The 17056-nt window shown below is 39.3% G+C and carries 13 protein-coding genes; 8 read left to right on the forward strand and 5 right to left on the reverse strand.

Features of this window, described 5'->3' with window-relative positions; genetic code table 11:
- Window positions 1-61: 61 nt before the first annotated feature.
- A complete protein-coding gene (gene aspS / locus BCU84_RS00075; protein ID WP_102526062.1) occupies window positions 62-1843 on the reverse strand; it encodes an aspartate--tRNA ligase in 1782 nt (593 codons plus the stop codon).
- A gap of 261 nt (window positions 1844-2104) precedes the next feature.
- Window positions 2105-4939: a transporter substrate-binding domain-containing protein gene (locus tag BCU84_RS00080; protein ID WP_102526063.1), complete on the reverse strand. Its 2835-nt coding sequence runs from the start codon at window positions 4937-4939 to the stop codon at window positions 2105-2107.
- A 293-nt stretch (window positions 4940-5232) separates the two neighbouring features.
- Here BCU84_RS00080 and cmoA point away from each other — a divergent pair, with 293 nt between their 5' ends.
- The 8 genes from cmoA (at window position 5233) to BCU84_RS00120 (ending at window position 14040) form a co-directional block, all read left to right on the forward strand.
- Window positions 5233-5964: a carboxy-S-adenosyl-L-methionine synthase CmoA gene (gene cmoA / locus BCU84_RS00085; protein WP_102526064.1), complete on the forward strand. Its 732-nt coding sequence runs from the start codon at window positions 5233-5235 to the stop codon at window positions 5962-5964.
- Window positions 5961-6953 (forward strand): tRNA 5-methoxyuridine(34)/uridine 5-oxyacetic acid(34) synthase CmoB, encoded by a 993-nt coding sequence (cmoB, locus tag BCU84_RS00090; RefSeq protein ID WP_102526065.1) that lies wholly within the window; start codon window positions 5961-5963, stop codon window positions 6951-6953. The genes cmoA and cmoB overlap by 4 nt, the downstream gene beginning before the upstream one ends.
- A 55-nt stretch (window positions 6954-7008) precedes the next feature.
- Window positions 7009-7776: an ATP-dependent zinc protease gene (locus BCU84_RS00095; RefSeq protein ID WP_102526066.1), complete on the forward strand. Its 768-nt coding sequence runs from the start codon at window positions 7009-7011 to the stop codon at window positions 7774-7776.
- 8 nt (window positions 7777-7784) lie between these two features.
- The gene (locus BCU84_RS00100) at window positions 7785-9290 is read left to right on the forward strand and encodes a UUP1 family membrane protein (RefSeq protein WP_102526067.1); all 1506 of its coding nucleotides are present in this window, start codon (window positions 7785-7787) and stop codon (window positions 9288-9290) included.
- Window positions 9290-10249, forward strand: coding sequence for an alpha-L-glutamate ligase-like protein (locus tag BCU84_RS00105; RefSeq protein WP_102526068.1), 960 nt, complete (start codon window positions 9290-9292; stop codon window positions 10247-10249). The genes BCU84_RS00100 and BCU84_RS00105 overlap by 1 nt, the downstream gene beginning before the upstream one ends.
- Window positions 10212-11951, forward strand: coding sequence for a hypothetical protein (locus BCU84_RS00110; RefSeq protein ID WP_102526069.1), 1740 nt, complete (start codon window positions 10212-10214; stop codon window positions 11949-11951). Before BCU84_RS00105 ends, BCU84_RS00110 begins: the two co-directional genes overlap by 38 nt.
- Window positions 11929-13056 carry a DUF3541 domain-containing protein gene (locus BCU84_RS00115; protein WP_102526070.1) on the forward strand — a complete coding sequence of 376 codons (1128 nt, stop codon included), beginning with the start codon at window positions 11929-11931 and terminating at the stop codon, window positions 13054-13056. The genes BCU84_RS00110 and BCU84_RS00115 overlap by 23 nt, the downstream gene beginning before the upstream one ends.
- Before the next feature lie 81 nt (window positions 13057-13137).
- Entirely contained in the window at window positions 13138-14040 is a 903-nt protein-coding gene (locus BCU84_RS00120) for a LysR family transcriptional regulator (protein WP_102526071.1), read from the forward strand.
- Window positions 14041-14142: 102 nt separating this feature from the next.
- Here the strand turns inward: BCU84_RS00120 and BCU84_RS00125 are convergent, their stop codons facing one another.
- From BCU84_RS00125 to thiH, 3 genes are all read right to left on the reverse strand, one after another.
- On the reverse strand, window positions 14143-15504 hold the full coding sequence (locus tag BCU84_RS00125; RefSeq protein WP_102526072.1) for a putative metalloprotease CJM1_0395 family protein: 1362 nt from the start codon (window positions 15502-15504) through the stop codon (window positions 14143-14145).
- A 9-nt stretch (window positions 15505-15513) separates the two neighbouring features.
- Window positions 15514-15798: a chemotaxis protein gene (locus BCU84_RS00130; protein ID WP_102526073.1), complete on the reverse strand. Its 285-nt coding sequence runs from the start codon at window positions 15796-15798 to the stop codon at window positions 15514-15516.
- A gap of 148 nt (window positions 15799-15946) precedes the next feature.
- Window positions 15947-17056 (reverse strand): 2-iminoacetate synthase ThiH, encoded by a 1110-nt coding sequence (thiH, locus tag BCU84_RS00135; protein ID WP_102526074.1) that lies wholly within the window; start codon window positions 17054-17056, stop codon window positions 15947-15949.

Below are 17056 nucleotides of genomic sequence, written 5' to 3' on the forward strand. Positions count from 1 at the left end.
TCGGTATGTGGGTTAACGCTTTAGTACAAACCAATAAGATTTGTAATTTTGCTGATTAACATTATTCGTCAGCGGCAGGCTTTTCTTGAGGGATAACACTAATCCCTAAATCAACTAATTGCTGAGGATTGGCAAATCCTGGGGCATTCGTTAATGGACATGCTGCAGTCGTTGTTTTCGGGAATGCCATTACATCACGAATTGAACTAGCACCTGTCATTAACATGATAATACGGTCTAAGCCAAATGCTAAACCTGCATGCGGTGGTGTACCGTAACGTAATGCTTCTAGTAAGAAACCAAACTTTTCATTCGCTTCTTTATCATCAATGCCTAAAATACGGAATACCGCACTTTGCATGTCAGCATTATGAATACGAACAGAACCACCACCTAATTCGCAACCATTTAATACCATATCGTAAGCATCTGAAATTGCTGCACCTGGATTGGCTTCAAGTTCTTCAGCAGTTACGCCGCGAGGAGCGGTAAACGGATGGTGAACTGCATGGTAACCACCATTGATTTTTTCGAACATTGGGAAGTCAACAACCCACATTGGGCGCCACTCACCTTCAAGAAGTTCAAAATCTTCACCGGCTTTAAGACGTAATGCACCCATTGCTTCAGCAACAACGTTTGCTTTATCTGCGCCAAATAAGATGATGTCGCCAGTTTCAGCATTAGTACGTGCGATAATTTGATTGACGATATCTTCGTTTAAGAATTTAAGTACTGGTGATTGAATACCTTCGATACCAGCAGATAAATCATTAATCTTCATCCACGCTAGGCCTTTAGCACCGTAAATGCCAGCATATTTAGTGTAGTTATCGATTTGCTTACGAGATAAAGATGCTCCTGTTGGAATACGAAGCGCAGCAACACGACCTTCTTCATCGTTAGCTGGACCACTAAATACTGCGAACTCAACATCTTTAACTAAGTCAGCAACATCAACAAGTTCAAGTGGGTTACGTAGATCTGGCTTATCAGAACCATAACGCGTCATAGCTTCTGCATATGACATACGTGGGAACTCACCTAAATCAACATTCATTAATTCGTTGAATAAACCGCGAACCATAGTTTCAGTTTTTTCCATGACTTGCTCAGCTGACATGAAAGAAGTTTCGATATCAATTTGAGTAAATTCAGGCTGACGATCAGCACGTAAATCTTCATCACGGAAACATTTTACAATCTGGTAATAACGATCAAAGCCAGACATCATCAGCAATTGTTTAAATAATTGAGGAGACTGTGGCAGAGCAAAGAACTGACCTTTATATGTACGGCTTGGTACTAGGTAATCACGCGCACCTTCTGGTGTGGCTTTGGTCAAAATAGGCGTTTCAATATCCAAGAAACCGCTATCATCAAGGAAACGACGAACCGCGCTAGTGACTTTTGAACGGAAAACAATACGGTCAGCCATTTCAGGGCGACGTAAGTCAAGATAGCGATACTTTAAGCGCTGTTCTTCACTGTTGTTTTGATGATTATCCATGCTCAAAGGAAGCGGCGCTGAAGCATTAATAATTGTTAGGGCTTGACCTAAGACTTCAATTTCGCCAGTTTTCATTTGTGCATTAATTTGACTATCAGGTCTTGCACGAACTAAACCTTTAACTTGTACACAGAACTCACCGCGTAAACTGCTGGCTACTTTGAAAACGTCTTCCAAGTCTGGATCGTAAACAACTTGAACTATCCCTTCTCTGTCACGAAGATCTAAAAAAATTACGCCGCCTAAATCGCGACTACGGTTAACCCAACCGACTAAGGTGACTTCTTGACCAAGATGAGACTTATTAACGTCTCCACAATAATGACTGCGCATTTAACTCTACCCTTTAATTCGGAAATAGGTGTCTAAAAAACAATTTAATTTGGCATTATATTAAAATAATGCAGGCAACTATAGCACTTATAATACGCCTAAAAACGCGTTTATTGAACGTGTGCTACATTTTTGCATGGAAGTATCGATTAGTTTACTGCAATTGAACAGGCTTTAGGGAAAGTTCCCGTTATAACCGAGTAAAAAAACAGCAAATAAGACAATTTTGTTTGTTCATCACCTTGAAAACTCAACCGGTGATTAAAAGCTGCGTTGATCACCACCCTGCTTTTTTACTTTGTACATCTTTTTATCAGCCATCTGTAATATGGCGATAGCATCATCACCATCATCTGGATAAACCGCAATACCGATACTGGCTGATGCAGTTAATGTTATTCCTTCAATAATGAGGGGGTCAGATAACACATTAATAATATTATCTGCGACTTTTATCGCGCATTCGCTGCTGTCGACCTTGTTAAGTAAGATGACAAATTCATCGCCTCCAAAACGAGACACGGTATCAGATTTTCGTACTACTGATTTAAGTGCTGTGGCAATGTGAATTAATAATGCGTCACCAATGTGATGACCATGTTGATCATTAACATTCTTGAATTTGTCTAAATCTATAAATAACAATGCAAACTTGGCTTGTTCACGTTCATGGGCTTTGATCGCACACGCTAAACGGTCATCGAGTAAACCACGATTAGGGAGTTTAGTCACAGGGTCGTGCTCTGCAACAAACTTTATCTTTTGCTCAGCCGTTTTTCTCAAAGTAATTTCACGTTTAAGACGTTTATTACCCAAGAAGACGATAAAGGTGATCATACTGATAATCAGCAAACCTAATAGTACAATTTTAAACCACTTTTGATATTTGTCCGCTTCAGAACGCAAGTCAACCGCCACCCATTTTTGGTACATCTGCTGTTGTTTGGTTTCATCAATCGTTTCAATGGCGCGGTTCAGTAATGGAATGATAGTTTTGAGTTTGGGATAAACACCAATATGACTTTTTTGTTCTGTTAAATCTGCAACTAGGGCCATTTTTAAATCAGGAAACTCCCCTTCATTCAGCACATAAGCAAGGGTCACAACTTGTTCGATGAATAAATCGACATCACCAGAAGAAACCGCCTGTAAACCACGTTGAGTATTATCTACTTGAACAATTTCTAAACCTGGAAATTGTTGGCGCAATATATTGATCAAGTTATAGCCTTTGACGACCCCTATTCGCTTACCGTTATATTGGCTTAAATTGAACAACGGCTGTTGAGTTAACGTAGTCGCAATAGCCCAAGGTGATGGCCAATAACCTTCAGTAAACTCAAGTGCTGGCTCTCGATTTTTATTATTTGCCATACTGCCGACTAAATGAATACTGCCATTCTGTAAGTCTTTATTGAGTTTGTCCCACTGCTGATAGGCAACAGGAATAATATCGATGCCTAGTTGCTCTGTAACAATTTCGATAACTTCTTTATTAATACCGGAAAATTCACCTAATTCATTTTGATACTCCATGGGCGCCCACTGAGTTAAATACCCCAGTTTAATTGCACCCAGTGAGTCTAAATATTTTCTGTCTTTATTACTGATATAGATTTGTTTATCGACAGTAGAAAATGTTCTATCGGCTTTATTTAAAAGCCATTTCTGTTCAAGTTTTGCCATTTCGAAATCACTAATTAGCTGAAAACCATTAGCGATGCGCTCTGCAAGTTCTGTATCTTCTACATTGGTGAGGTTATATATTTGAGTACCAAAATCGAGCTTATTATATTGATAAAACTCAGACCATGATTTTTGATGTAATAGGTAGTGTGAAGTGTAAGCACTTGCAGCAACAAAGCCTGCGATGTCGCCATCACGACTTGCCTTGATTAATTGCTCCATGGAATCGTAATAACGTATCTGCGCATTAGGAAGAACTTTCCTAAGCTCGATAATATAAGGTGATGTAGCAAACAATCCGATACGTTTACCATCAATTTCACTAATATCTTTGATTTCTTTGTTGTAGCTAAAGAATCGACTTTTAACTGAATAAAAATGATTAGCTCTATTAAGACCTGTATTGATTTCTTCACTCTCAGGGTAACCAATATGTACGTCGGCATGACCATCTTTAATGAGTTCAATGCTGCCATTCATATCGCTTGGAATAAAGTCTATTGATATACCTGTTTTTTCAGACCAAAGTCGCCACAAATCGACAAATAAACCATGGGGTAAACCGTCTAAACCAATATCCACAAATGGCTCTACATTCATTTGCATCGCAATCAATAGACCGTTGGATTCACGACGATAGCCAAACCAACGCTTTTCAATTTCATCGACATGGGTAGTAGACACTTTCTTAAAACCTTCATTAATAAAGGAGACCCAAGATTGATTTAGTAAAGAGACTACTGGCGCAAGTTCTATTTCTTTAATCAATATACGTGAAGATATATGGAAATTGTTGGCTAGTTCTAAATTAATAGGAATGCCTTGGTTATAGCCTTGAATCGTTGCAAATACGTATATTTCACCTGCAACAACAGCATCGTATAACGCTTTTTTAGTCTTAAAATATTTAAATGTCAGGCTGGGTTCTATCGCCAGTAAGTCCTGTTCATGTGAAGTCCCTTCAATAATGCCTATTTTAAAAGGACGAATATCACTAATCGCTTTTTTATTAGCAATATCTTTGTGAAGGTAAAGGTAGGAATTAAGAGAAGATACTTTATCTGCATATGAAAATAGTTGCTGTCGCTCTTTGGTTATTGCCATACCAATGTGAGCATCGACGTCACCGTCAGCGACTGATTGTAAAGATTGTTGCCATTGCATGGGATAAAACGACACTTTTACGCCTGTTGCAGATGCCCACTCGCGCCATAAATCTACCATGACACCTGCGGGGTTACCGTTATCATCAACAAATTGATAAGGGTAAGCATCTTCACTCATTGAAATGGCTAATGAACTTGGAACAGCCAATGATGATACCGAGGCGGATTCATTTTCATCGGCTGATACAATAAATGTCATCAACGTAAACAGGAAAAAAGTAAAAATAGTGCTAATTAACTTCAAGCGCGTTCCTTTGTGCTAGTTGTCATTTTATTAGTCGTTATTTGTTATATTCGTTTTTTGACCACACACTTTATCTGGTTGAAATTTTGTTAATCAACCTTAAGCTTAATTGTAAATCATTTTAATTATATGTTCATCATACCGATTTATATCGACCAATTGTCCTACTTAATTAATTATTTAGCCAAAAAAGAGCAAATAAACAAAATAAAACAAAAAATACCAATAGGATACTTGCTGCTATTTGGTAGGATTGGCTAAAATGAATCTATGATTTTCTCAAGTTACCTCAGATGAACTCTCAACAAGATACAATTTACGCTGCAGCAACCGATAAAATATCAGATTTTCAATTTGATAATCGGGTTGCAGGTGTATTTAATGACATGATACGACGATCAGTACCTGGCTATACCCAAATCATTAGTACGATTGGGGATTTTGCTGACCGTTATGTTACCCCTAAATCTAATATTTATGATTTAGGCAGTTCTTTAGGTTCTGCGACTTTGAGTATTCGACGCCAAATTGAGCAAAGACAATGTCGTATTATCGCTGTTGATAACAGTGAATCGATGATCGAGCGTTGCCAGGAAAATTTATCTGCCTACGTCAGTGATACTGAAGTAGAACTCATTTGTGGTGACATTAGAGACATCGACATCACTAATGCTTCAATGGTGGTATTAAATTTCACTCTACAATTTTTACCTGTTCATGACAGGGACGAGTTAATCGCCAAGATTTATCAAGGTTTACTCCCTGGCGGTATTTTAGTTATTTCAGAAAAATTACGATTTGAAGATAACGTGATTCAAACACTTTTAGATGAACAACATCTAGACTTCAAACGCGCAAATGGATACAGCGAACTAGAAATTAGCCAAAAGCGCAGTGCACTTGAAAATGTGATGCGCCCAGACAGTTTATCCATGCACCAACAACGCTTTACTGAGAATGGTTTTAGCCATTCAACAGTGTGGTTTCAATGTTTTAATTTTGCATCAATGGTGGCCATCAAGTGATAAGTTTTAGCACCTTTTATCAACAAATTGCCGATTCAAGCCTGCAACATTGGCTAGAAGAACTTCCAGCAATTTTAGGGAAATGGCAAAGAGAACATAAACATGGCAACTTGCCAAAATGGGAAAAAGTCCTCAATAAATTACATTACCCAGCGCCAACTCATATTGATTTATTCAACGGAGTCAAAATTGGTGACGGTAGCCAGTTGACTCCAGGACAAACAGAAAAGTTACAAAATCTACTTGGGTTATTTCAACCTTGGCGTAAAGGCCCTTTTTACATTCATGGAATCGAAATTGATACTGAATGGCGAAGTGACTGGAAATGGGATCGGGTTAAAGAACATATTTCTCCATTAGATAATCGCACAGTATTAGATGTCGGTTGTGGCAGTGGTTATCACATGTGGCGCATGCTAGGTGCTGGCGCTAAACGTGTCGTCGGGATTGATCCCTCCCCGCTGTTTTTATGTCAATTTGAAGCAGTAAAGCGTTTAGCTGGTAATGAACATCCTGTACATTTATTGCCACTGGGCATTGAAGAGCTTCCAGCATTAGATGCGTTTGATACCGTATTTTCTATGGGTGTGTTGTACCACCGTCGTTCACCCATCGATCATATAATGCAATTGCGTGATCAACTGCGTATGGGCGGTGAACTTGTATTAGAGACCTTAGTGATAGATGGCGATGAAAATGCTGTTTTAGTCCCACAAGACAGATATGGCAAAATGAATAATGTCTGGTTTTTGCCGTCTGTCGATGCACTCATGTTATGGTTAAAAAAGTGTGACTTCACCGACATACGTTGCGTTGATGTGGATATTACTTCAATGGCAGAGCAACGCTCAACACAATGGATGAAGAATGAATCTTTAGTAGATTATCTTGACCCCAACGATGTAAGTTTAACGGTCGAAGGTTATCCAGCCCCAAAACGGGCAACGATAATAGCGATAAAAAATCAACCTAATCACGACCTAGTTTAATATAGTATTATAATTATCAAAGCATTAGCTTAGATTAAAGAAAACAGGAATTGTCATGTTAAAGCAGGTATTTATTTTAACCGTCACCGCCGCATTAATATCAGGCTGTGCATCAAGTGCGAAAATCACTCCCGTTGGAAGTGAGGAATTGAGTGCTAATCTTGCAACTTCACAAACTGCGATTATCGAGGCAATAAATGCTCAATGTGCTCACTCATCTACTGAAATGCAAACCTTGAGTGCTGAAGTCAACGACCTAAAATTACAAATTACTGATGCATTAGCAAAACAATCTAAAAAAATGAATGATGATGCTGCAGCACTTGCACAATTAAGTGAGCCACCGCAGTGTCCAGAGTCAGTTGTCTCTGACAAAATAGTCTTAGGTGAAATTGAGCATGTATATGTTGATGAGTTAAAAGCGTCATTTGAAACCCGCATCGATACAGGTGCAGAGTCATCTTCATTAGATGCACGTAACATTGTGTTATTTGAGCGTAACGGTGTTCAATGGGTTAGATTTGATGTGATGACCAACGGTGAAAAGCAACCTGGCAATACTTTCGAGCATAAAGTCGAGCGCTTTGTTCGTATCAAACAAGATGCTGATTTACCTGACGATCGCCGTCCTGTGATTCATGCTCATTTAAAAATTGGTCAATATGCTGCCGAAACAGACTTGAACTTAACCGACCGAAGTCACCTTGAGTTCCCGCTACTTCTTGGCCGTAAATTTATGAAAGACATTGCAGTAGTTGATGTTGGACAAATTTATGTTCATGGCAAAAAACCACAAACAGAATCGACTAAAGAAGCGAAATAGGAATTCAAATGCATTCTCGTAAGCCATTTTTTATCTTTGTAGCCCTATTATTCATATCAGGGATCAGCGCAAGTATTTACCGCAGCGTTGAACACAACGTTCCCTTTTTTCCAGGCAAACAAGTTCAAAGTTGGTCTGTTGAAGCAAAAGTAATGTTCAACGGTACTAGCAAGCCAGCTGAAGCCTCGCTTTCTCTACCTCAAGACCCTGCATTTGATGTGTTAGCAGAAAATGCTACATCTGCCGGTTATGGATTAAATATTTCTGAAGGCGAAGACCGCCGCGCGGTCTGGTCAATTCGTGAAGCATCTGGTCGTCAGTCTTTATACTATCGAGTGACATTAGTGCCTACTGGCCAACTAAAAGTTGATGCTGATGAAGAGCCTGTCACCCCAGAGCCGTTTTTATGGCAAGTTACTGAACGGGGTGCAGCTGAACAAATCATTAACCAGGTATGGGAAAGAAGTGCGAGTAACATTTCTTATGCTCAACAGTTAATGGATGTGATTAATGATAGTAACCAATCGCAAAACCTTGCATTACTATTATCAGTTAATTCACGAACTCAGCTTTTTGTGCAAATGCTTCAATCAAAAGGTGTTCCAGCCAAGTTAGTTAGTGGCTTGATGCTAGAAGATCAACGTCGTCGTCAACAACTTAATCCTTACGTTCAAGTCTACCAAGATGGTGAATGGATTTTATTTGATGTAGAAAACAACAAGCAAGGTCGCCCAGATAACTTAGTACTTTGGCAACACAACGGCATGTCAGTGCTTGATGTCATTGGTGGTAGTAATTCACAAGTTAATTTCTCAATGTTAAAGGAAACTCGTTCTGCGTTAGCGACTTCTATTGACATGATGATGAACACTGATTCGTTAGACTTTTCGCTTTATCAGCTACCCCTTGAGGAACAAAGTACCTTTAAAGGCATCTTACTCATCCCTATCGGTGTGTTAGTTGTTGTATTCCTTCGGGTCATCATTGGTATCAAAACTTCTGGTACTTTCATGCCGGTTCTGATTGCATTGGCATTTATTCAAACCACTTTACTGACTGGTCTAATCGGTTTCTTACTGATTGTCGCATTCGGATTAATGATTCGTTCGTATTTATCGCAACTCAATCTCTTGCTCATATCCCGAATATCCGCGGTGATTATTGTGGTGATATTTATTATTGGGTTGTTCACGCTTATATCTTACAAGCTGGGGCTCAGTGAAGGATTAACGATTACCTTCTTCCCTATGATTATTCTTGCTTGGACCATTGAGCGTATGTCTATCCTTTGGGAAGAAGAAGGTCCTAAGTCAGTATTTATGTCTGGGGGTGGTAGCTTATTTGTCGCCACATTAGCTTACCTCGCGATGAGTAACAGTTGGATCCAACATTGGGTATTTAACTTCCTTGGCATTCACTTAGTTATTTTGGCTATGGTACTGGTAATGGGTCAATACACAGGTTATCGCCTAACTGAGTTAAAACGCTTTAAACCACTGGCTGAGGATAAGTAATGAAGAATTACGCTTGGCCTTGGGAATTACGTCGAAATGGCGTATTGAATATGAATAAGCGCAATATCGATTACATTGGTAAGTACAATCAACGCAAATTTTATAAACGCGTAGATGATAAGCTCATTACTAAGCAGTTAGCTTTAGCCAATGATATTGCAGTACCTGATCTAATTGGTGTTGTTGAAGAGCAGCATAAAATTAACGAAATACCACAAATGGTATTAGGCAGAACTGGCTTTGTTATCAAACCTGCTAAAGGTTCTGGTGGTAAAGGTATTCTGGTTATTACCCATGTTGAAAATGGCCGTTATTACAAACCTAATGGCGATGAAGTAACGCCAAATGAAGTTTATCGCCATGTGTCTAATATCTTAAGTGGCCTGTTCTCATTGGGTGGGATACCTGATGTTGGATTAGTCGAAGGCTTAATTGAATTTGACCCAATTTTTGACGGTTTTAGTTACGAAGGTGTACCTGATATTCGTCTTATCGTCTTTAAAGGCTATCCAGTAATGGGCATGCTTCGCTGTTCAACAGCGGCTTCAGACGGTAAAGCAAACTTACACCAAGGTGCTGTGGGTGTCGGTTTAGACATTGCAACGGGTAAAAGTTTGTATGCGGTTCAGTTTGATAAGCCAGTGCTTAGGCATCCTGATACCAATTATGAACTTTCTCAAATCCAAGTACCTAATTGGGACGTGCTACTTCATACCGCATCAAGCGCGTATGAAATGTGTGAATTAGGCTATTTGGGCACTGACATGGTGTTAGATAAAGTCCGTGGCCCTCTTTTGTTAGAGTTAAATGCACGACCAGGATTAGCAATTCAAACAGCGAACGGAAAAGGAATTTTAGACCGACTTAAACACGTAGAAAGCCTGAAAGGGCCGACGTTATCAGTGGAAGAACGTGTCGCTTATGCTAAAAAACATTTTTGCAGCAACCCTAACTTTTAGTTTATTGGCAACTGCTCCCGCAGTTGCCAACCCTCTAAACCTGTTTATCCAACAATGCTTGCGTTACCAGCCTTCGCTATCTGAATTAGACTTAACTCGGTCGGTTTCCCAACAGGCCGTTCAATTTGAGCAGCTCACCCTAGGCCTTAATAACATTAATGATCGTTTAAATTACTATCGTGATTTGGCCATTAATAGCCAACGAGAAAGCATATTAATGTGTCAGTTACATTTAGCTGACGAATTACAAACACTACTTTTAGAACCAAAACTTGATCAGTTAATAATGAATCTGTCGCAATCACAGCCCCCCTATTCCTCTTTGGCTGAAACATTAACTAAGGTTAAACAGCGTCAGCTCGATATTAATACCAAATCACAACTGCATAATGCCCAGGCAACCATCAGAAGAAATTTAACTAATCAGCATATTGCTATGGTTTTCAACGATAAAACCTGTCAGCTACCGACTCAAACAAACCATAACTCAGACACACCGACTGCCAATTCAATGTTGAAATCCACCAAGCCAAATCTGGATGTCAGTTTAGCTAAATACTTAATGTCACAACCTAACGAACAATGTAGAAAAAATGCTTGGCTTGCTTACCAATCACGAGCAAAAGATAAAAATGCGGCGTCATTAGATATCATTAAGCAGCTTTTGCAAGCAACGGCTTTCGAGTCACTTAACACTCAAATACTCAATGCCGCTTCACTTAATGAATATTTACAGCAACAAACAAGTAATATTAATCTTGCACCTTGGAACATTGGGCAACATCTTGCTTCATTACCTCACCAGCCCTACTCTGGACCTCAGTCTGCAAATGAGATTTTTACACGAGTATTTACTCAATTAGAAAATTTGGGGATTCGAATAGAAGCATTGAATCTCAGTGACATAACCGACACTACAACAGTTGAAACAACCGATACAAACCACACTATCACCAAAGATGGCGTTAAAAATACAATTTATCGTGTATGGCACCAACAACGTCTACTCGGAGAATTGTTTGTTAGCCCAACAGGTCAGACTAACGCCCATGTTATTCGTTACCCCGTGATCGGACATCAATTTGCACAAGCAAGCATCAGTTATTCAGACGCTATCTCTAATAAAAGACAAGCAAATAAGTTGATTAATGCAATTGCAGAAGCTGTTACAGGGTTAGCACGGGGTAATAAATTTTATCTGATTAATAAACAGGGGAAATCTGCTGATAACCATTTATTAGGGCAATATTGGCTGTCTGCATACCTACGCCAGCAAAACGATTCTGTATTATCTCAACGAGAGCAAGTTGTCCAAGATTATCGTCGGCAATTACGTGTTATACGTTCCAAAGTTATTATTGACTTCTATTTGAATGAGCCCTCAAAGCAACAACAGTTATCAATGGCTTTTAAAGATAGCTTCAATGAAGAGTGGCAATACGCTAATGATTTAGCTTTTAGCTTCAATGGTATTGCAAATGAAGGGGTTAACTATTATTTACCTCTTTGGCATCAAAGCCTTGTTAGTATGATTTTCGAATCTAGTAAATCTTCAGTAACAGAACGTCAAGTTTTTGATATTTTGGTGGTTAATGAAGATAATTTACCCCTAATGGAGCAAATGTTCATTATACTTACTCCACCCAATGATCTATCTTCACTCATCAGGAGAGCCTTCAATGCTGGCCACTCGCAAAAGTAAATCCTTATCGTGCTTAATTGGTTTATCATTTATAGTATCTTCGGTATCAGCCTTCGCTGCCGATGACCCAAAATCAACCGCAACACCATTAACACACCAACAAGTAAGAAGTGCGATACAGGTTAACCTTGAACAAAATATGTATTCTCTGCCACCAAGAATTCAAGGGCACTATGGTTTAAGAATGTACCGAATGACGGGTGATGAAAAGTATACAAATGCAGCCTTGATAGATTTAATCACTATTACTGAACGTCAAAACTATTTTGCCTGTAATATTGATAAGCCTAAGTTTATCGAACAGCAAGCCAATGAAGCAATAAGTGTATTAGGTAAAGGCCCTCGTGCAAAAGCGAGAAAGAAAGCACTGAAGCCCTTCCCAGAATTTATCTTTTATAGCGATATTTTATTACGTTATGCCAGTCGTACGGACGAGTTAGGTTTTATGGGGCCTTGCCATCAAAAAATGGTTACGGCATTAAAAGCATATGATCTTAAACCTGCATTGACTGATCCTAAGATGATTAAAGCTTGGGCTGCACAACTGATCAATTACGCGTATTGGGCAGAACAACTTGAAGTCGGAAACTACGTCGATGATTACAAACAAGCTTTCATTGCCGCTTACCCTAATGATAAAGATAGCGAATTAGATAAAAGACAATTCAGAAATAAATTGTATGGCATGACTCACTTTATCTTTGCTGCAAGCGGTTATTATCAACAAGAAGTAAGTGCCAAAGAGTTTAAATGGATTTTAGATTACTTTGATGACAACATTGACCGTATCCTTACCGATGCCACAGACGATATTATTTCTGAAGTTGGGATAAGTTTCTATTTAACAGGCTTACGTGATCATCCTGTCATTAAGAAGACGCAAAACCACATAGCAGCATCGTTTAATCCTGAATACCAACTGATCCCTTCACCACGTGGAAATCCAGATATGGTCATGGGTGAACACAGAAATGTTTTAGCCATGATGTTACTTGATTGGCCAGAAACCCTTCATAAAGGGCCATATCTTGCTGAAACAAAAGCGACGAAGAAGTACTTACCTGTACAAGTGACACCTAAAAATGTCACGAGTAAAAACAAGTAAGTAAGATATTAGTGATGATTAAGGGGTAACGATTGTTACCCCTTATTTTTGCAGTTTACCCCAGCATGAGTAATTTAATAGATGAGTAGAGCTAAATCGACGTTAGAGCAGTGGCGAATTATTCAATCTGTGGTTGATTTCGGTGGTTACGCCCAAGCTGCTGAACAGCTTAACAAAAGCCAATCATCTCTTAATCATGCAGTGGCAAAACTACAGACTCAATTGGGTATCCAATTACTCGAAGTTAAAGGCCGTAAAGCTTATCTCACAGAACAAGGCGAAGTATTATTACGTCGTTCACGACATTTAACCCAAACAGTAGATGAACTCGAACAACTCGCGAGCAATCTTGGCGAGGGCTGGGAGCCTAACTTAACCATTGCGCGAGAAATCATTTATCCTCTGCACTATTTAGTGGATGCCTTAAAAGCATTTTTGCCCCATAGTCGCGGCACCCGGGTAACGATTATCGACTCAGTTATTTCTGGTACTCACGAACTAATTTTAAATAACACTGCAGATATTGCCATTTGTGGGATCCCCGCTAAAGGTCATGTTGCAGAGCCTATATGTGAGTCAGAATTATATCTAGTGTGCTCGCCCGCTCACCCACTAGCTCAGCACGATGTTATAGCTGATGACCAAGTTTTAGCTCAACATCTACAGATTGTCATTAAAGACACAGCAACCCATAAAGCATCAGATACTGGTTGGCTAAAAGCAGAACAACGTTGGACGGTTTCTAATTTTCATGAAGCGAAAACTATTTTAAAAACAGGCATTGGTTTTTGTTGGGCACCAGCTTACTTAATTGAGGATGAGATTAAATCAGGTGAACTGCGAAGATTGGCATTGAAAGGCAGTAAAAGTCGTAAGGTACAACTTTCATTAGTGGTTCCAAATAGGGATAAACAAGGGCCAGCATCTAAATTATTAGAGTCATTGATATTATTACAACATGATATTAATCAGGTGGTTGAATAGGTAACTATTCATATTAGCTAATAAATTTGATTACTTTGAATGCAATTACTTTGAATGTAATTAGTTTGAATTGATTTGAATGACTTGATAAGTGATGAAGTGTTATACGGCAATATTAATAGATGAATATTCTTGTGCGGCGTTAATCGCTGAATCCTTGATACGAGAAATACTCGCATTGTTAGCTTGCTCATTTCCTTCATCATTAGTTTGATCAAATGGGTATGTTGGCGTAAATTGCTGCTCATCCAACTGCTGAGCTAATTGATTGATTTGTTGAGACTCTTCTGTGCTTAGCACCTTTTCTTGTCTTTCAGATACAAGCTCCTTTTTAGCTTCATTCATTTTTCGAACCGCTTCATTAGCGACTTGAATGTCTGCTGTAGAAGGTTGAACTGGAGCCATTGCTGCAGCGTAAACCTTTTGCATTTTATTGAAAGTAGCTTGAGCATTACCTGCTATTACACCAACATCAATCTTTACTTCCCCCTCTACTGCATAGCGTTTTCCATCAGGGCCTTTTTCATAAGTATATTGAGGTGTTTGAGCAAAACTTCCGCCAACAGCTGCATGAGCCTGTTCATGGGTTTTAACTTCAGCATCCCTTTTAGATAATTCATTAATAATTTGAGTATCAAGTTGTACTTGTTGTTTTTCTTGCTCAGCTTGATGTGAATCTTGCACATCTTGTTTTATTTGCGCCTTTTGTTCAGCTTCAGCTTTGCTTTTGTCACTTTGAATGTCGTTGTTACTTTCGTTTGTACTATTATTTTCATCGACATTAGCAATAGCTTCTTTTCGATCCGTCGCCACCAGCGTAGAAGCAGCAGAGCTTTTATCGCTGTCTCGTAAGCCGGACGTTACATCATTAGTCGTATCCTCAAAAACGTTCACTGACGCAGAAGTGGTCAATGAACTCGTGTTAACAGAATTTGAATGACCACCAGCGATTTGATTAGCTTGGCCATCAATCTGGATGTCTGTCGTTTTGGAAGATGAAATGACACCTAAAACCGATACTGGTCCACTTTTCAAATTAAATTGCGGGCTCAAATGACTTGAATTAACGACACTCTGTGTTGTTAATGGCTTCGAACTCAAGGATCCCGAGTGAAAATTTGCACTGGGCTGAATTGAACTGGGCTGAATTGTGCTTGACTGAATTGTACTTGACTGAATTGTACTGGAATTGAAACTTGAAGATGAGGCCAATACGGAAGATTTTTTTGTAACACTGATCGTTTCGTTATGGTCGTTAACATCAGCGCTGACAAGTTCAGGACTTAGAACATTATGATTAATATTATTGGTATTTAATGCATTTGAAACGGGTTTATTTGTTACTGGGACAGTTGAGACAGTTTTACTTATGGCAGAATCAGACACAACACTTTTACTACTCGAAGTATTGTGACGATTTAGAGAACTTGTCCCTTGCTGAAGTGGCTGACTTTGTACGTTCATCTCTGAATTTTAAACAGATAAATCTATAATAGTGCCAACATTTTCAGAGGCTACATCAATGACTTCAGCAGATGCCTGAGCTTGAGTCACTGCTTGTCCAGCATCAATGAACGCAGACACTTTATCTGTTGATTGTGTAGCTTGAGAACTTAACGTAACGGTATCTTGTTCAACTTTAACTGGAGTCGTTGTAGTGGGCTCAGGCGCCGCGACAGCTGTCGTTGCTTGTGCTAAATCATTTTGGGCACTCTGTAAACCTTGTATTCCTGAAGTCATTGCAGAAGGTATTTGCATTTGATCATTCCTTTTTAAACCCAAATCTAACCGTGTATACAATAAATTTATTTACAACACTCACGTTAGACTTAACTCACTAATTGGTTAATTATCATCCATGATTACAAGTTTGTACAGTACTACAATGATGAACGTAAAAGTTAAATTAATGCCAAGCCCGCTCCCAATCTTTCCAAACTGGATTTAATCCTTTAATCTGCATTTTTTCAATCACTTGCTCAACGCTACGGTCGTCACTGATTTCAAATTGATCCAGCTGAGTATGTGGGTTTTGATAACCACCAGGCTCAGTAGAGCTGCCAGCGCTAATATTTGTCACGCCAAGCGGCAGTAAATTGTCTCTAAACTCAGGTGTTTCACGAGTCGACAGGCTAATTTCAAGCTGTGCATTAAATAATCTGAATGCGCAGATCATCTGTACTAAGCCTTCATCAGTCAGTTCCACTTTTGGCGAAACGCCACCAGTACAAGGTCTTAATCTAGGCAATGAAATACTGTAGCGAGTGCGCCAATATTGCTTTTGTAAATAAGCTAAGTGATGACCCATCACAAAGGCATCAAGTCGCCAATCATCCAGTCCCAGCAACACGCCTAAACCGATTTTATCAACGCCAGCTGCAGCCACTCTATCTGGCGTTTCAAGCCGATAAGCAAAGTCTTTCTTTTTACCGCGAGTATGATGCTTGCTATAGGTATGCGGCTGGTAGGTTTCTTGATATACCATCACAGCATCAAGCCCTAACTCAACAAGCTCTTGATATTCAGGTTGAGTTAACGGCTGGACCTCTATCGCTACATAACTGAATGCTTGCTTCACTATGGGCAATACATGCTTAAAGTAGTCAATGCCGACTTTGGTTTCATGCTCGCCTGATACTAACAATATTGAATCGAACCCTCGCTGCTTAATGATCTTCATTTCAGCCAGCAATTCATTGTCAGACAGGGTTTTGCGCTTGAGTTTATTGCTCATAGAAAAGCCGCAATAATCGCATTCATTTGCACAAAGGTTTGACAGATATAAAGGCAAATATAGCCCGATATTTGCACCAAAACGCTGTCTTGTTAACTGGTAAGCTTGTTGTGCCATTTGCTCTATGTATGGTTTAGCAGCTGGTGATAACAATGCCATTAAACTGTCAATGCTACCTTGTGGGTGATTGAGTGCACGCTTAACATCATCTGCCGTCGTGCTATATAGGCGCATTGATAAGTCATCGAGGTTTAACCGCTTAAACTGTTCAAGAAAACTCAT

The organism is Shewanella sp. 10N.286.51.B7 (assembly GCF_002873615.1).
Lineage (GTDB): Bacteria > Pseudomonadota > Gammaproteobacteria > Enterobacterales > Shewanellaceae > Shewanella > Shewanella electrodiphila.